We start from the raw sequence: 15576 nt of genomic DNA on the forward strand, positions 1-15576 counted from the left end.
ATGCATATCCTGCTGGCGTTCGTCTCGCTGAGCGGCAACACCCGCGAGGTCGCCATGCTGGTCCGGGCCCACTGCGAAGCGCTGGGCCACCGCGTGGACTGGCTCGACGTCGATGCCGGCGACATCGCCCTGGCCTTGCCCGCCGATCCCCCCGCCCTGTGCCTGCTTGGCTCATGGACGGACAACGCCGGGCGCACCCCGGCGGAAATGAAGGACTGCGTGGCCGCGCTGCGGGATCGTTTCGGGTTGCCCCTGCCCTTCCCGGCCGCGGTGTTCGGCACCGGCGAGACCCAATGGGGCGAAGAGTACTACTGCGGCGCCGCGCACCGCCTGGCGCGCTTCTTCCACTCCCCGTACCCCGTGCTGGAGATCGAGCAGATGCCGCACGGCGCCGCCGACACCCACGCCATCCACCACTGGACCGACGCCGTGTTGGCCACTACCGAGACATTCACGACATGCTGACCCTGCACGCCCGGACCGCTGAGGATTACCACGCCGCCCTGCGCGAACACCCTGCGCTGCTGGTGGACTTCCACAAGGACGATTGCCCCGGGTGCCGGATGCTGGAGATGTCGTTGGCCAGTGTCTCCGGCGCCATCGCAGACGCAGGGATGACGGTGTTGAAGGTGAAGCTGGAAACTGTGGGTGAGGGCTTGTTCCGCGAGCTGGGGTTGCGCCAGACACCGACGCTGCTGGTGGTGCGCGACGGTCACGAAACCGCCCGACTGGCGGGGTTCCAGACGCCGAAGCAGATCCTGGCGGTGTTGGGCGATGGGTGACGCCCTGGAGGGCAGGCCCGCGGTTGCGCGGGCTTACCGTGGAAGCTTCAACGCAGCGGCGCGGACAACAGCCCCCGGCGCTTGAACCACCATTCCAGTGGCAGCGTGACCAATGGCGGCACCGCCGCGGCCAGTGCCAGCAGTGCGGCCCACCACGGCCAACGCAAACGGATTGCAGCCAGGACCGACACCACGACGTAGACCATGAAGGCGACGCCGTGCACCGGTCCAAACACCTTGACGCCGACCGGCGTTGGATCCGCTGCGTGGTACTTGAAGTACATGCCGATCAACAGGCCGGCCCACGTCAGGGCTTCGACGAAGGCCACCGTGGCGAAGACGCGGCCCATCGGGCTGAGTGGCGAAGCAGTCTTCAAGGCAGGCTCGAGCGTGGCGAAAGGACCCGCATCATAGCCATTGACGGCGCTTGATGCGAACCATTCTCACTCGATCAACCGAGCGCGTCACGACCCACGGTCGTGACCGGCCCTCGATCCGCTGCCAGCAATGAGAACCGCGCGTGCCACACGATGGCCGCTTTGACCGCCCGCGATCTCAGACGAACATGCCGCCCGACGCCTCCACCCGCTGCGCGTTGATCCACGCCGTCTGCGGCGACAGCAGCGCCACCGCCACCGGACCGATGTCGTCCGGCTTGCCCGGGCGGCCCATCGCGGTGACCGAGGACACCATCGCATTGACCTGCGCGTCGTCGCGCACGCGGCCGCCACCGAAGTCGGTTTCGATCGCGCCGGGGGCGAGCGTGTTGGCACTGATGCCGCGGGCGCCCAGTTCCTTGGCCAGGTAACGGGTAAACACTTCGATGCCACCCTTCATCATCGCGTAGGCCGAGCTGCCCGGCAGCGAGAAGCGTGCCAGCCCGCTGGAGACGTTGAGGATGCGGCCGCCATCGGCAAGCAGCGGCAACACCGCCTGGGTCAGGAAGTACGGTCCCTTCAGATGGACCGCGACCAGGGCGTCGAACTGATCGACCGTGGTGTCGGCGATCATCGCGTGCAGGCCTTCGCCGGCATTGTTGAGCAGGCCCTGCAGATGGGTCTCGCCCCAGCCATCAAGCACGCTGCGGACCTGGCTGGCGAAGTCAGCAAAACCGGTGCTGTCGGCCATGTCCAAGGGAAGCACGGCCGCGCGACGGCCGAGTGCTTCGATCTGCGCGACCACTTCCTGGGCGGCGCCGGCCTGGCTGCGATAGGTGAGCACGATATCGGCGCCGTCGGCGGCCAGTGCGAGGGCGGCATTGCGGCCCAGGCCACGGCTGCCGCCGGTGATCAGGACGACTCGGGTTGCGTTGCGCATGTCAGTACACCTGCGTTGTGGGAATGGTTGTCAGCCTATTGGTGTTGCGTGCGCGGATAAATCGGCGGATGCTGATTTGACTATCCAATAATCACGAACAATCCATGGATCGCCTCGATCACCTGCGCTGCTTCCTCCGGGTGGCCGAACTCGGCTCCTTCACCGGCGCCGCCGACAGCCTGGGCCTACCCAAGGCCAGCGTGTCGCTGGCCGTGCAGCGACTGGAAGCGGATGTGGGTGTGCAACTGCTGCATCGGACCACCCGCCGGGTGCAGCTGACCGCTGACGGTGCCCAGTTCCAGGCGCGGGCACACGATCTGCTGCATGACATGGACGACCTGCAGGGCATGTTCCGGGTCGATACGGCGCAGCTGAAGGGGCGGCTGCGGGTGGATATGTCCAGCGGGCTGGCCCGGCAACTGGTGATACCGCAGCTGCCTGCCTTCCTGGCCCAGCACCCTGGCGTGGAGATGGAAGTGAGCGGTACCGACCGCCGGGTCGATCTGATCCGCGAAGGGTTCGACTGCGTGCTCCGGGTCGGTCCACTGGACGACAACACGCTGGTGGCCCGCCCGCTGGGCCAGCTGCCGATCATCAACTGCGCCAGCCCGGCCTACCTCGCCGCCCGGGGCACGCCGACCACGCTGGCCGACCTGGCCGGCCACGCGCTGGTGCATTACGTGAGCACCCTCGGTCAGCGTTCGCCCGGATTCGAGTATTACGACGGGCAGACCTATCAGAGCCTGCCCATGGGCGGTGCGGTGACGGTCAACAGTGGCGAGGGCTATACCGCGACAGCCCTGGCCGGGCTGGGGATCATCCAGGTCCCGCTGCTCGGCGTGCGCCAGGCACTGGCCTCGGGCACCCTGGTGGAGATCCTCGCGGACGTGAAAGCAGAGCCGATGCCGGTGACCCTGCTCTACGCGCAACGCCGTCATCTACCGCGACGGGTGGCGGCGTTCATGGACTGGGTCGCCGGCGTGGTCCGGCGCGAGCTGGACCAGGAGCGCTGACCTGGGACCTCCCGGCACGGCATCGTGCCGGGAGGGCAGCGTCAGCTCAGCCTTCCGTGTCGGAATGGCGGTTGCGGCGACTGCTGAGCACCACGATCGCGCGGTCCGGCAGAGGCCAGTGGCCTTCCGCATCCGCCTGCAGCGGCGCACCGTCGATGGTGCTGATCAGCACGCGCCAGTGTTCATCGTCGATCAAGGGCGGCACGAACGCCTGCGGCGCGTGCGAGGCATTGAACATCAACAGCAGGTGCGCATGCTCGGGACCGCGCGGCGTGTCTTCCTGACGGGCGGCCCCCAGGTGCAGCGCCAGGCTGCGGGCCTCGCCATCATGCCAGTCGCCATCTTCCATGGGCTGGCCATCCGGGCGCAGCCAGCGCACGTCATAGCCTTCTCCCTGCTCGTCGCGGGCGTCCAGGAAGCGGCCGCGGCGCAGCTGCGGGTAGCGGCGGCGCAACGACAGCAGCCGGCGTACGAACAGCGACTGCTGGCGGCCTGCCGGGCTGGCGGCCTGCTGCCAGTCGATCCACGTGAGCGGGTTGTCCTGGCAGTAGGCGTTGTTGTTGCCGCCCTGGCTGCGCGCGAACTCGTCCCCGGCCAGCAGCATCGGCGTGCCCTGGGCGAGCAGCAGGCTGGCCAGCATGTTGCGCATCTGCCGCGCCCGGATCGTGTTGATGCCCTCGTCTTCGGTAGGGCCTTCGGCGCCGTGGTTGAAGGAGATGTTGTTGTCGCTGCCGTCGCGCCCGTCTTCGCCGTTGGCCTCGTTGTGCTTGTCGTTGTAGCTGACCAGGTCATTGAGGGTGAAGCCATCGTGGGCGGTGACGAAATTCACCGACGCGGCCGGCCGCCGTCCCTTGTGGTTGAACAGATCGGCCGAACCCATCAGGCGGGTGGCGAACTCGGCCAGCTGGCCGCCATCGCCGCGCCACAGTGCCCGCACGTTGTCACGGAAACGGTCGTTCCATTCGGCCCAGCCCGGTGCGAACTGCCCCAGCTGGTAGCCGCCCGGCCCGATGTCCCACGGCTCGGCGATCAGCTTGACCTGGCTCAGCACCGGGTCCTGGCGCACGGCATCCATGAAGCTGCCCGATGGATCGAAGCCGGCGCGTTCGCGGCCCAGGATGGTGGCCAGGTCGAAGCGAAAGCCATCCACGTGCATGTCCTGCACCCAGTAGCGCAGCGAGTCCATCACCATCCGCAGCGCACCGGCGTTGGTCAGGTCGAAGGTGTTGCCGGTGCCGGTATCGTTGATGTAGTAGCGCGGGTCATCGGCAAGCCGGTAGTAGCTGGCATTGTCGATGCCCTTGAACGACAGCGTCGGGCCGAGCTCGTTGCCTTCGGCGGTGTGGTTGTAGACCACGTCCAGGATCACTTCCAGCCCGGCGTCATGCACGCAGGCCACCATCTGCTTGAACTCGGCGATGGTGGAGGTGGACATGAAGCGCGGTTCGGGCGCGAAGAAGGCCAGCGTGTTGTAGCCCCAGTAGTTGCGCAGGCCGCGCTCGAGCAGATGCTGGTCGTCCACGTGGGCATGGATCGGCAGCAGTTCCAGCGCAGTCACGCCGAGCTGGCGGAGGTGATCCAGCAGCGCGTCCTGCTTCAGCGCGGAGAAGGAGCCACGTGCCTGCTCAGGCACCTGTGGGTGCAGCATCGACAGGCCGCGCAGGTGGGCTTCGTAGATGACCGTGTCCTCCCACGGCGTGGCCGGTGCGGTGTCGCGGCCCCAGGTGAAGGCCGGATCGACCACGGCGCAACGCGGCATGTACGGCGCGCTGTCGCGTTTGTCGAAGCTCAGGTCCTTGTCCTTGTGCCCGATCGTGTAGCCGAACAGCGCCGGCGCCCACTTGAGCTGGCCGACGATCTGCTTGGCATACGGATCCAGCAGCAGTTTGTTGGGGTTGAACCGGTGGCCGGCCTCCGGGGCGTAAGGACCATGCACCCGGTAGCCGTAGCGCTGGCCGGGCCGTGCGTCCGGCAGATAGCCGTGCCAGATTTCATCGGTGTACTCGGGCAGCACGATGCGCTCGACCTCACGGCCACGCTCGTTGAACAGGCACAGCTCGACCTTGGTCGCATGCCGGCTGTACAGCGCGAAGTTGACGCCCAGGCCATCCCAGGTGGCCCCCAACGGGAAGGGGCGTCCGCCCCGCAGGCGCGAGGACTGGGCAAACTGGCGGGCACTCATCGGCGCGTCTCGACGGTGTGGCCCGCGGCCTGCAGCTCGGCATCGAACAGCCGTTCGGCCATCAACCAATGCCGTTGGTCCTGTCCGTCCGGACGGCCTTCGGCTTCCCAGATCTGGCGGGCCAGGGCCCCGATGCGTTCACGTCGTTCGTTTTCGTCCATTGCGCTTGCTTCACTCGTTGATCAGCAGGGTCACGGGGCTGCCATCGGACAGCGCCCGCAGGGAAATATCGGGGTCGGTGATTTCTACCGACGTGCCGGTGAGCAGATTGCGATAGCGCCCCTGCGGAATCGTCACGCGGCCCGTGCCCCAGAACCGGGCAGGCAACGCCGCCGTGACTTCCTGCGCGGGACGCACGGTGGTGGCGATCGCGGCGACCACGATCAGCCGCTGCGCGCCGTGTTCGCGCGCGAAGGCCAGCACGCGTTCGGGCAGCGTGGTCGGCAATGGCACATAGCCGCCCAGCGCGAACAGCTCCGGGGCGCTGCTCCGGGCCTGCAGCAGGGTCTGCACCAGGCGCGCCTTGGCCACGCCATCGCGCCACCCCTGCAGCAGTACCGGCCACGCACGCCCATCCCGGCGCCAGTGGCCACGCAGCGCATAGTCCACCGGCCGCCGGTTGTCCGGGTCCACCAATGACAGATCCCAGCCTTCGGTGCCCTGGTACAGATCCGGCACGCCCGGCACGCTCAGCCGCAGCGCGGTCTGGCTCAGGCTGAAACGCGCTCCGGCCGGCGCGATGCGCGCCACGACGTCCTGCACGGCCGCGCGGAACGGCTGCCCGGCCTCGCTGTCGATCAATGCTTCCACCACGGCCGCCGCGCACGACTCGTAAGCCTCATCCGGATGGCCCCAACTGCTGCGCTGGCCACCCTCGCGCAGCGCCTTGGCCTGCCACTGCACCACGCGCGCAGCGAGATCAGCGCCTGATCCGCCCTCGGCCGGCCAGACCGAGACCAGTGTCTGCCACAGCATCTCGCGGTCCGCCGCGTGCAGTGCACCGGCACCGAGGGACGCTGCGAGCCGTTCGAAGCGACGCACCTGGCGCAGCCACCATTCGGGCCAGGCTGACACCACCGCCAATCGCATCCGGGCGTCTTCGCCGCGTTTATGGTCATGCGTGGCCGTGGCAAGCAGGCTGCGCAGGTGCTGGTCGTGGCGGGCGCGCATGAACCCATGAAAACGCGGTGCCGACACACCCAGTACCGTTGGATGGCTGCCGACCTCGTTGCGGGACAACAGCGGCGCATGCCGATAGAAGCTGCTGTCTTCCACTGCCTTGGCGTTGAGCGGCGCGCTGAGCAGCTGGGCCCGCTGTCGCAGCGCCAGGCAGCGGCGATGCAGCACCGGGTCATCCTCCTGCGATGGCGGCGCCAGCACCCACGCGGCGACCTGCTCGATCGCAGCCACCTGATCCGGCGCGCTGCCGGCGATGGCCGCCTCGATGGCCTGCTGCCACAGCCGCCGATCCTCGGCGCCCGGGGCCGCGTGGGTGAGATAGCTGCGGTACACCGGGAAGTGACTCAACAGGGACAACGCCGCGCGCGCCAGCAGGGGCCTGCCGAAATCGGCGGCGATGCCGCCGGTGAGGCGCGAAAGGCGGACGAGGCGCGCGACGAAAGCATCGAATTCGGCCCGCAGGCCCTGCTCCAGCACGTCGCGCCTGGCCTCCAGTTCCACCTCGCGGAAGCTGCGGGGATCACCGGTGACCTGCTGCCAGTGCCGCGTCAGTGGGTTGCCGCCGGCACCGCTGTGCAGCAATGCACCGACCTGGTCCATGAAGTCGTAGCCGGTGGTGCCATCGCACGGCCAGTCCGCCCGCAAGGCTTCATCCGGCGCCAGGATCTTCTCCACCCACAGGCCCAGCGCGCCAGGCGACAGCCCACGGCGGGCGCCGGCAGCATCCAGCGCTGCGCGCAGCCGGTGCAGGTAACCGGCCGGATCGCGGAGTCCATCCACGTGGTCCACGCGCAGGCCATCCACCCGTCCCTCCGCCACCAGGCGCAGCGGAAGTGCGTGCACGGTCTCGAAGACATCGCGGCGGTGCATCTGCAGCGCGACCAGCGAGGCGATGGTGAAGAAGCGACGGTAGTTGATCCGGTCATCGCCACTGCGCCACCACGCCAGCCGGTACGGCTGCGCCGCCAGAACGCCGGCCAGGGCCGGTGCCGTCAGCTCCGACCCGCCTGCGGCCCAGGTAGAGGGCGCCAGCGGATACACGGTGCCGTGGTGCGCGACGCCCGCCGATCCGTCGGCGGCGCGCTGCACGGTGAGCACGCCGTCGGCGATCGCGCTGGACAGCGGTCGATCCAGCACCGGCAGCCACAGCTTGCCGTCACGCCCCGGTGCGCGCCAGGCGATGTCGAACCAGCCGGCATGCGCGCTGGCCTTGCCGTGGGCCAGCACATCGGCCCAGTACGGATTGAGCGGGTGCGCCGCCATGTGGTTCGGCACGATATCCAGGATCAGGCCCATCCCGCGTGCGCGCACGGCATCGGAAAGACGCTGCAATCCGGCCTCCCCGCCCAGCTCCGGATTGACCGTGGTGGGATCGATGACGTCGTAGCCATGCGTGGAACCGGGCACCGCGCTGGCGATCGGCGACAGGTACAGGTGACTGATGCCCAATGAAGCGTAGTAATCCACCTGCGCGCGGGCCGCATCGAAATCGAAGCCGGCGTGCAGCTGCAGGCGGGCGGTGGCGCGGAATGGAACCATCTCAATGCTCCTGGCGGCGGCGGGCCGCGGCGAACTGCTGCAGCGAACGGTCCAGCGTCCGCAACGGCAACGGGGATGGCAGGCGCTGGCGCCAGTTCGGGTGGACGGCGACCGTGCCCGGAAGATTGACCTGGCCACGCAGGCCCAGCGCGTCTTCCACCGGCAACAACGCCAACGGCGCCGGGCTGGCGGCGACCTGCCGCAGCGCGGCCAGCCGGAGGGCATCCGGCGCAGCGCCATCGGTGCCGACCGCGCGGGCCAGCCGCGCCACGTCCTCGCGCCGCGCGGCCATGGCCTGCGCGGTATCGGCGGCGGGCGCTGCGCTTAGGCGCGCCCGCCAGCGCAGGTCATCGCCGTGTTGCCAGCCTTCCAGCGTCGGCAGATCGTGGGTGCCGGTCAGTGCGACGGCGTCGCGCCGCCACTGCGCCGGCGGCAGGAAGTCGCCGTCCGGCGCGCGGGTGAAGGCGAGCACATCCATGCCGAGCACGCCGCGCGCGGCCAACGTGTCACGAATCCCGGGCGGCACGACCCCGAGATCTTCGCCGATGACAATGCAGCGGTTGCGCCAGGATTCCAGCGCCAGCAGATTGAGCAGATCGGCCAGCGGATAGCGCAGGTACACCCCCTGCCCGGAGCCCGCGCCGTGTGGCACCACCCATAGCCGCTGCAGGCCGAGAATGTGGTCGATACGCACCCCGCCCCGGTCACGCATCACGGCGCGCAGCAGGGTGATGAACGGCGCAAAGCCGCTGCGGCGCAATCCATCCGGCGAGTAGCTGCTGATGCCCCAGACCTGTCCGTCAGGGGCGAAGGCGTCCGGCGGTGCACCCAGTACCAGCCCACGCAGGGCGGTGTCGGCAGCCGCGGCCGCCTCGGCGCCGTCAGCGGTGAAGCCGACCGCCAGGTCGGCGATCAGGCCCAGTGCCATGCCGGCCTCCTGCGCGCGGCGTTGCGCCTGCTGCCAGCTGCGCGCAGCGCGCCATTGCGCATGCACCTGCAACGCTGGATCGCGCTGGCCCATCGCGGCGGCGTTGCATCGTGCGAACGCGGCCAGTGCGGCGCCGCCCTCCTGCTCGAAGCCACGCAGATCACGCTGCAGTGCCTCTGGTGCCTGGGTGAAACGCTGGTACGACTGCTGCAGGCGATGCCACTTGCGTGCCGCCGCGCCGGCCCAGTCGATCAGGCCATCCGCCGGCGTCGGGTCCGGCGCATCGTCCTCGGCAATGTCCCACTCCTCCAGCGTGCCGGCATACACCGGCTCGAGAAAGCGACGGTCACTCGGCGAATAGGGACTGAAGGACCCATCGATCCGGCCCGCGGCGTGCAGCGGGCTCAGCGCCACCGCATCGCCACCGGCGGCGGCAATGCGCTCACACCACTGCTGCGCAGCACTGCTGTCGCCGATGCCGTCATCTCCGGCACGGCGCGCGGCGTATACCTGGAGCACCGCGCCCCAGCTGCGCGGCTCGGCGAGACCGGTGGCATCGGCCACGCTGAAGCAGCGCGTCGGCGCGACTGCCACGGCATGCTCATCCTGCCCGACGCGCAGGCGCCAGTAGCCGGGCTGCTCCGGCACTACCCAGACACCGGGTCGTGCCCGCGTCGCCGGCATGGTGTGTCCGCGTTCATCGCACCACTCGCCCGCGCCGTCCACGTCCAGCAGCAGGGGCTCACCGAGCTGCACGGTGCGCAGCGACGGGACGGCGCGCTCGTGCAGGCAATGCTGCAGGCTCTGCTGGCACTGCGCCGGTGTTCCCGCGCGCCAGCCCAATGCGTCCAGCACGCTCTGCAGTGTGTCCTGTTCGACGATGCGCGGCGTGCCGTGCACGTCCTCCCAGCGGATCAGCAGCCCGGCGGCCTCGGCCAGGCTGGCCAGCGCGGGCGTGGCATTCATGCCGCCACGCGCCGCACCAGCAGCGCGGCCGGTGCCAGCAGCTGGCCGTGCCCGACCTCGCCGAGTTGCAGCACGGTTTCGCCGTAAGGCAGATCGGCGAGCACGGCGGTCTGGCCAAGGTTGAAGGCCAGCCACCATTGGGCATCGCCCAGTTGCCAGCCTGCGCGTACCGCGCCGTCGCCGAGCACGCTCGCGCCGAGGCTGCGTGCGTGCCGCAATTGCGGCACCAGATATTGCCAGCGCAGGGTCAGCACGCTGCGGAAGGCCGCCAGCCACGGGTTCTGCTGACGTGCTTCGGCCGACGGCAGCGGCGCCTGCGACGCCTGGAAGGTCGCCAGGGCATTCGGGTCGGGGATCGAGGCCTGCGCCTGCGGATCGGCAAAGGCACTGAAGTGGCTGAACTCGGCACGGCGTCCATCGCGTACCGCCTGGTCAAGCGGCGCATCGAAATCGGTGAAGAACAGGAAAGGCTCGCGCGCGCCCCATGGCTCACCCATGAAGAACAAGGGAATCATCGGTGTCAGGGCGGTCAGCGCCAGCGCCACCTGCAGCCGCTCGGGCGACACCAGTGTCTGCAGGCGGTCGCCGAAGGCGCGATTGCCGATCTGGTCATGGTTCTGCGCGAAGATCACGAAGTGCGCCGGCGACAGCCCCGCACTGGGTTCGCCCCGCCGGTGCCCCAGGCGGTTGACTTCCCCCTGCCAGGCAAACCCCTCGGCCAGCACCCGCGCCAGCTGTGCGGTCGGGTTGGCCGCGAAATCGGCGTAGTAACCCTCGGTTTCGCCGGTCAGCAACACGTGCAGCGCGTTGTGGAAGTCGTCATTCCACTGCGCGGTGTAACCATCGGCCAGCAGCGAGGCGGTGTTGTGCTCGTTCTCCAGGATCAGGTGCACCTGGTGCGACGGCCCGTGCGTCTGGATCGCCTCGCGCAGCTGGGCGAGGAACGACGGCGGCTGGATCGCGTGCACGGCGTCCAGGCGCAGGCCATCGAACCGGTACTCGCGCAGCCACATCAGCGCGTTGTCGATGAAAAAGCGCTGCACGTGCGGTTCCCGGAAGTCGATCGCCGCACCCCACGGGGTGGTGACGTCGTCACGGAAAAACGCGGGCGCATACTGCGGCAGATGATTGCCCTCCGGGCCGAAGTGGTTGTAGACCACGTCCAGCAGCACCATCAGCCCCAGCGCATGCGCGTGGTCGATCAGCGCCTTGAGCTCGTCCGGGCTGCCATAGGCCGCGGCCGGCGCGTAGGGCAATGCGCCGTCGTAGCCCCAGTTGCGCGTACCCGGAAAGGTGGCCAGGGGCATCAGTTCAAGAGCGGTGATGCCCATCGCTGCCAGTGCCGGGAGTTGCGCCTGCAGCGCGGCGTAGCCGCCCACAGCACCCACGTGCACTTCATAGAGGACGGCTTCCTCCCACGGCCTGCCCGCCCAATCGGCGTGTTGCCATGCATGGCCATCTTCGTCCAGCACGGCACTGGGGCCGTTGAGCCCTTCGGGTTGCCAGCGCGAGGCCGGATCGGGAACGCTGAGCGTCCCGTCGATGCGGTAGCGGTAGCGCGCCCCCGCTGCACACGCCAGCCGGATCCAGTAGCTGCCGTCATCGGCTGCCTGCATCGGCAGCGCCTCGCCGTCGAGCAGCAGCTCCACGGACTGCGCGGCCGGTGCCCAGAGACGGAAGACATGGTCACCTCCAGGCTGCCGCCAGGCGCCGAATCGCTCTCCCGCCGTCACCCCTCCACCTGCAGGAACACGGTGGACAGTGGCGGCAGGGTCAAGGCCAGTGACTGCGCGTGCCCGTGCATCGCGATCGGCAGGGTATCGACCTGCCCATGGTTACCGATGTCACTGCCACCGTAGAAACGGCTGTCGCTGTTGAACACTTCCTGCCAGCGCCCGGCGTGCGGCACCCCTACGCGATAGCCGTGGCGCGCCATCGGGGTAAAATTGCTGACCGCCAGCAGCGGGCCGGCGCTCCCACGCGGATCGTGGCGGATGAAGGCGAGCACGCTGTTGACGTGATCGTCGCCAACGCTCCACTCGAATCCCTGCTCGGTCCGGTTGCCGTGCTGCAGCGCCGGCAGCTCGCGCAGCAGCCGGTTGAGGTCGCCGACCATCCGCGCCACGCCCGCGTGTGCCGGCTCGGACGCCTGTGCCCAGTCCAGCTGGGCATCGTGGTTCCATTCCGTGCATTGCGCGAATTCGCCGCCCATGAACAGCAGTTTGCTGCCCGGGTGGGCCCACATGAAACCGAGGTAGGCCCTGAGGTTGGCCAGCTGCTGCCAGCGGTCGCCGGGCATCTTGCCCAGCAGCGATCCCTTTCCGTGCACCACTTCATCGTGGGAGAGCGGCAGGACGAACTGCTCGGAGAAGGCGTACATCGCGCTGAAGGTCATCTGGCTGTGATGATGCGAGCGATGGATCGGGTCGCGACCCAGGTAGCTCAGCGTGTCGTGCATCCACCCCATGTTCCACTTGTGGGTGAAGCCCAACCCGCCCTCGCCGCTGGGGGCGGTCACGCCCGGCCACGCAGTGGATTCCTCGGCGATCACCAGCACGCCGCGTGCCTGCCGGGCGATGGCATCGTTGAGGTCGCGCAGGAAGGCGATCGCTTCCAGGTTCTCGCGGCCACCGTGCGCGTTGGGGATCCACTGCCCGTCCTCGCGGCTGTAGTCCCGATACAGCATCGAGGCGACGGCATCCACGCGCAGGCCATCGATATGGAACCGCTCGATCCACTCCAGTGCGCTGCCGATCAGGAAGCCGGTCACTTCGCTGCGGCCGAAGTTGTAGATCAGCGTGTCCCAGTCCGGGTGCAGGCCCTGGCGCGGGTCATCGTGCTCATACAGCGCGGTGCCGTCGAAGCGTTGCATGCCATGGGCATCGGACGGGAAATGCGCGCCGACCCAGTCCACGATCACCCCCAGTCCAGCCTGGTGGCAGCGATCGACGAAGCGTGCGAAACGGTCCGGCCCGCCGTGCCGCGCGGTGGGGGCGTACAGGCCGAGCGGCTGATAGCCCCACGAACCGCCGAACGGATGCTCGCTGACCGGCAGCAGTTCGATATGGGTGAAGCCCAGGCCCGTCACGTAGGGAATGAGCTGGTCGCCGAGCTGGTCCCAGTCGAGCACGTCGCCATTGTCACCGCGCCGCCAGGAACCGGCGTGCACTTCATAGATGGAGATCGCGCGGTCATCCATCGATGCGCGCGCCTGCATCCAGGCGTCGTCCTGCCATGCACGCTGCGCCCCATCGGCCACTACCGAGGCCGTGCCCGGCAGCAGCTCGGACTGGCGGGCCATCGGGTCGGCCTTGTGGGTCAGCCGGGTCCCGTCGGCCGCGGTGATCTCGAACTTGTAGCGCGCGCCGGCCTCCACGCGCGGCAGGAAGATCTCCCACACGCCAGCGCCATGGCGCAACCGCATCGGGTGACGCCGCCCGTCCCAGCCATTGAAGTCGCCCACCACCGAAACACGGCGCGCGTTCGGGGCCCAGACGGCGAAACGCACGCCATCGATGCCCTGCTGCTGTGCCTGGTGTGCACCCAGCGCCACGCGGATGCTGTTCGGGTCGCCGGCGGCGATGCCGGCCAGCGCGTCCTCGTCCAGCACGGGACCGAAGGCGTAAACGTCTTCGATCTCCTGTTGCACGCCACCCCAATCGACCCGCAGCAGGCTCACCACGGGCCCCTCGATGGGCGCCTCGAAGATGCCCTCGCCCATGGCGGCCATCGGCCGCCAGTGGCCGGCCGCGTCGCGGCGCAGGACCGCGAGTGCGGCCGGGAACAGCACGTGCAGGCGCCAGGCACCGGTGGCATCACGGTGGGGGCCCAGCAGCGCGAAGGCATCGCCAGGCGCGCCGACGGCAATCGACGCCCGCGCCGGCAACAACGCCGCCTCGGCCAATGGCGCTGCGGACACGCTCTCACCGCCGGGCTCGATCCCGGCATCCAGTTCCCATTGCGTGCTCATGCGCGTGCTTCCGTGGTGCGTTGATAAAGATCCAGGTAATGCGTGCCGGCGATATCCCAGCCGCTCGGGCGCAGCATCGCCGCGCGGCGCATCGCCGCCATCAGCCCGGACTGACGGAAGGTGCGGAATGCACGCTGCACGCAGCGGCGCAGCGCATCGGCTTCGGCGCCGTTGAACAGGAAGCCGGTGACGCCATCGTCCACGGTATCGATCAGGCCGCCGGTGGCGTGCGCGATCGGCAGGCAGCCGAAGCGTTGGGCGTACATCTGGCTCAGGCCGCACGGCTCGAACCGCGATGGCATCAGCAGGAAGTCGGCGCCGGCGAACATGCGGCGCGCAAGCGTTTCATCGAAACCGATGTAGGCCGAGACGCTACCCGGATAGCGGCGCGCGAGTTCACGCACCTGCGCTTCGATCTGTGGCTCGCCACCGCCGATGATGACCAGCTGGCCACCGGCGGCCACGATCTGCGGGGCGACGTCGCAGGTGAGGTCCAGGCCCTTCTGGTGGACCAGCCGCGAGACCACCGCGAACAGCGGGCCCCGGCTTTCGGGCAGGCCGAACGCACGCCGGACATGGCGCGCGTTGTGGTCGCGCCCTTCGCAGGACTGCACGCTGAAGTGCACCGGCAGGTGATGGTCGGTGCGCGGGTCCCAGCTGCTGTCGATGCCGTTGACGATGCCGCTCAGGTGCCCCAGCGCTGCACGGCGCGAGAGCAGCCGGTCCAGACCACAGCCCTCCGCCGGCGCGGTGATCTGCGCGGCATAGCTGATGCTGACCGTATTGACCTGGTCGGCATGCACGATGCCGCCGCGCAGGAAGGACAGCTGCCCGTGGAAATCCAGCGCTTCACGCTGCGCCTCGGCGATGCCCAGGTCCGCGGCCAGGCTGGCCGGGAACAGGCCCTGATAGGCCAGGTTGTGGATGGTGAGCAGGCACGAGGCCTTGCTGCCCGACCAGCGCACGTAGGCTGCGGCCAGCGCGCACGGCCAGTCATTGAGGTGCAGCAGGCCCGGCGTCCAGTCCATGCCGGCCTCACCTGCGGCGATCACCGCCGCCGCGCGCGACAGCGTGGCAAAGCGCACCGCGTTGTCGGCCCACGGCTCCCCGGCCGCGTCGACGTACGGCGAGCCGTCGCGTTCATAGAGCTCCGGGCAGATCAGCACGTAGACCGGCAGTCCGTCGTCCAGCACGGTGTGTGCGATCACGCAGGCTGGCAACGCCGCGTGCGCCGGGGTCTGCCCGATCACCTGGATCGGCCCGGTGCGCTCGAGCACCTCGCGATAGCCGGGAATCAATACGCGCATGTCCGCGCGGTCGCGCAGCGCACGCGGCAGCGAGGCGGCGACATCACCCAGGCCGCCGGCCTTGATGTAGTCGGCCATCTCCGAGACGACGAACAACACGCGATGGTCGCGGTTACTGGCACGTTCGATGTGGTCGCCAGGCACGACGGTCTGCGTGATGCGGCGCCGGCGCGCATGCAGGGCATCGGTTTTGACCAGGGCCTCGGCCTTGGCGGCGGAGACCTCACGGGTGCGATTGCGAGCGGACATTGGGGGAAGACTCAACGGGGGAGGCATGGCGCAGCCACTCGCCGTCCCGCGCGTGATACGCACAGGACGAAGCGTGATCTGCCTGGAAAAAGAATCGGTCGGAGACACAACCTCGACCTGTGGATCGAATCTACACTCCCGCTG

Annotated in this window: 12 protein-coding genes; 3 read left to right on the forward strand and 9 right to left on the reverse strand. The window is 69.0% G+C overall.

The features are described from left to right. Together NJD74_RS16875 and NJD74_RS16880 are read left to right on the forward strand one after the other, a co-directional pair. Nucleotides 1–465, forward strand: a complete 465-nt coding sequence (locus tag NJD74_RS16875; RefSeq protein ID WP_319624633.1) for a flavodoxin — start codon at nucleotides 1–3, stop codon at nucleotides 463–465. Continuing rightward, on the forward strand, nucleotides 459–782 hold the full coding sequence (locus NJD74_RS16880; RefSeq protein ID WP_070473966.1) for a thioredoxin family protein: 324 nt from the start codon (nucleotides 459–461) through the stop codon (nucleotides 780–782). Before NJD74_RS16875 ends, NJD74_RS16880 begins: the two co-directional genes overlap by 7 nt. Nucleotides 783–829: 47 nt before the next feature. Here NJD74_RS16880 and NJD74_RS16885 read toward each other — a convergent pair whose 3' ends face one another. Both NJD74_RS16885 and NJD74_RS16890 read right to left on the reverse strand, forming a co-directional pair. Further along, a complete protein-coding gene (locus NJD74_RS16885; protein ID WP_037553548.1) occupies nucleotides 830–1132 on the reverse strand; it encodes a DUF3817 domain-containing protein in 303 nt (100 codons plus the stop codon). Between the two features lie 205 nt (nucleotides 1133–1337). Beyond that, nucleotides 1338–2099 (reverse strand): SDR family oxidoreductase, encoded by a 762-nt coding sequence (locus NJD74_RS16890; RefSeq protein WP_070473963.1) that lies wholly within the window; start codon nucleotides 2097–2099, stop codon nucleotides 1338–1340. A gap of 104 nt (nucleotides 2100–2203) precedes the next feature. Here NJD74_RS16890 and NJD74_RS16895 point away from each other — a divergent pair, with 104 nt between their 5' ends. Further along, nucleotides 2204–3112, forward strand: a complete 909-nt coding sequence (locus NJD74_RS16895) for a LysR family transcriptional regulator (RefSeq protein WP_319624634.1) — start codon at nucleotides 2204–2206, stop codon at nucleotides 3110–3112. A gap of 46 nt (nucleotides 3113–3158) precedes the next feature. On the opposite strand, the gene glgX is transcribed toward NJD74_RS16895, so the two are convergent. Genes glgX through glgA form a run of 7 tightly spaced genes read right to left on the reverse strand, consistent with a single transcriptional unit; the run spans nucleotide 3159 to nucleotide 15432 of the window. Beyond that, nucleotides 3159–5294, reverse strand: coding sequence for a glycogen debranching protein GlgX (gene glgX / locus NJD74_RS16900; RefSeq protein WP_070473959.1), 2136 nt, complete (start codon nucleotides 5292–5294; stop codon nucleotides 3159–3161). Beyond that, nucleotides 5291–5455, reverse strand: coding sequence for a DUF2934 domain-containing protein (locus NJD74_RS16905; protein WP_019184616.1), 165 nt, complete (start codon nucleotides 5453–5455; stop codon nucleotides 5291–5293). Before NJD74_RS16905 ends, glgX begins: the two co-directional genes overlap by 4 nt. Before the next feature lie 10 nt (nucleotides 5456–5465). Continuing rightward, nucleotides 5466–8012 (reverse strand): malto-oligosyltrehalose synthase, encoded by a 2547-nt coding sequence (gene treY / locus NJD74_RS16910; protein WP_319624635.1) that lies wholly within the window; start codon nucleotides 8010–8012, stop codon nucleotides 5466–5468. A gap of 1 nt (nucleotide 8013) precedes the next feature. Then, nucleotides 8014–9906, reverse strand: a complete 1893-nt coding sequence (locus NJD74_RS16915) for a 4-alpha-glucanotransferase (RefSeq protein WP_319624636.1) — start codon at nucleotides 9904–9906, stop codon at nucleotides 8014–8016. Next, nucleotides 9903–11639 carry a malto-oligosyltrehalose trehalohydrolase gene (gene treZ / locus NJD74_RS16920; RefSeq protein ID WP_319624637.1) on the reverse strand — a complete coding sequence of 579 codons (1737 nt, stop codon included), beginning with the start codon at nucleotides 11637–11639 and terminating at the stop codon, nucleotides 9903–9905. The genes NJD74_RS16915 and treZ overlap by 4 nt, the downstream gene beginning before the upstream one ends. Further along, the gene (glgB, locus tag NJD74_RS16925; RefSeq protein ID WP_319624638.1) at nucleotides 11636–13876 is read right to left on the reverse strand and encodes a 1,4-alpha-glucan branching protein GlgB; all 2241 of its coding nucleotides are present in this window, start codon (nucleotides 13874–13876) and stop codon (nucleotides 11636–11638) included. The genes treZ and glgB overlap by 4 nt, the downstream gene beginning before the upstream one ends. Beyond that, the gene (gene glgA / locus NJD74_RS16930; RefSeq protein ID WP_319624639.1) at nucleotides 13873–15432 is read right to left on the reverse strand and encodes a glycogen synthase GlgA; all 1560 of its coding nucleotides are present in this window, start codon (nucleotides 15430–15432) and stop codon (nucleotides 13873–13875) included. Before glgA ends, glgB begins: the two co-directional genes overlap by 4 nt. Nucleotides 15433–15576 lie beyond the last annotated feature (144 nt).

The organism is Stenotrophomonas sp. RG-453 (assembly GCF_033843685.1).
Lineage (GTDB): Bacteria > Pseudomonadota > Gammaproteobacteria > Xanthomonadales > Xanthomonadaceae > Stenotrophomonas > Stenotrophomonas bentonitica_A.

Bases quoted from the DNA above. Each gene is read 5' to 3' on its own strand.
- glgX (WP_070473959.1), bottom strand. From the start codon at position 5,294: ATGAGTGCCCGCCAGTTTGCCCAGTCCTCGCGCCTGCGGGGCGGACGC.
- NJD74_RS16915 (WP_319624636.1), bottom strand. From the start codon at position 9,906: ATGAATGCCACGCCCGCGCTGGCCAGCCTGGCCGAGGCCGCCGGGCTG.
- glgA (WP_319624639.1), bottom strand. From the start codon at position 15,432: ATGTCCGCTCGCAATCGCACCCGTGAGGTCTCCGCCGCCAAGGCCGAG.
- treY (WP_319624635.1), bottom strand. From the start codon at position 8,012: ATGGTTCCATTCCGCGCCACCGCCCGCCTGCAGCTGCACGCCGGCTTC.
- NJD74_RS16885 (WP_037553548.1), bottom strand. From the start codon at position 1,132: ATGGGCCGCGTCTTCGCCACGGTGGCCTTCGTCGAAGCCCTGACGTGG.
- NJD74_RS16890 (WP_070473963.1), bottom strand. From the start codon at position 2,099: ATGCGCAACGCAACCCGAGTCGTCCTGATCACCGGCGGCAGCCGTGGC.
- NJD74_RS16905 (WP_019184616.1), bottom strand. From the start codon at position 5,455: ATGGACGAAAACGAACGACGTGAACGCATCGGGGCCCTGGCCCGCCAG.
- NJD74_RS16880 (WP_070473966.1), top strand. From the start codon at position 459: ATGCTGACCCTGCACGCCCGGACCGCTGAGGATTACCACGCCGCCCTG.
- NJD74_RS16895 (WP_319624634.1), top strand. From the start codon at position 2,204: ATGGATCGCCTCGATCACCTGCGCTGCTTCCTCCGGGTGGCCGAACTC.
- glgB (WP_319624638.1), bottom strand. From the start codon at position 13,876: ATGAGCACGCAATGGGAACTGGATGCCGGGATCGAGCCCGGCGGTGAG.
- NJD74_RS16875 (WP_319624633.1), top strand. From the start codon at position 1: ATGCATATCCTGCTGGCGTTCGTCTCGCTGAGCGGCAACACCCGCGAG.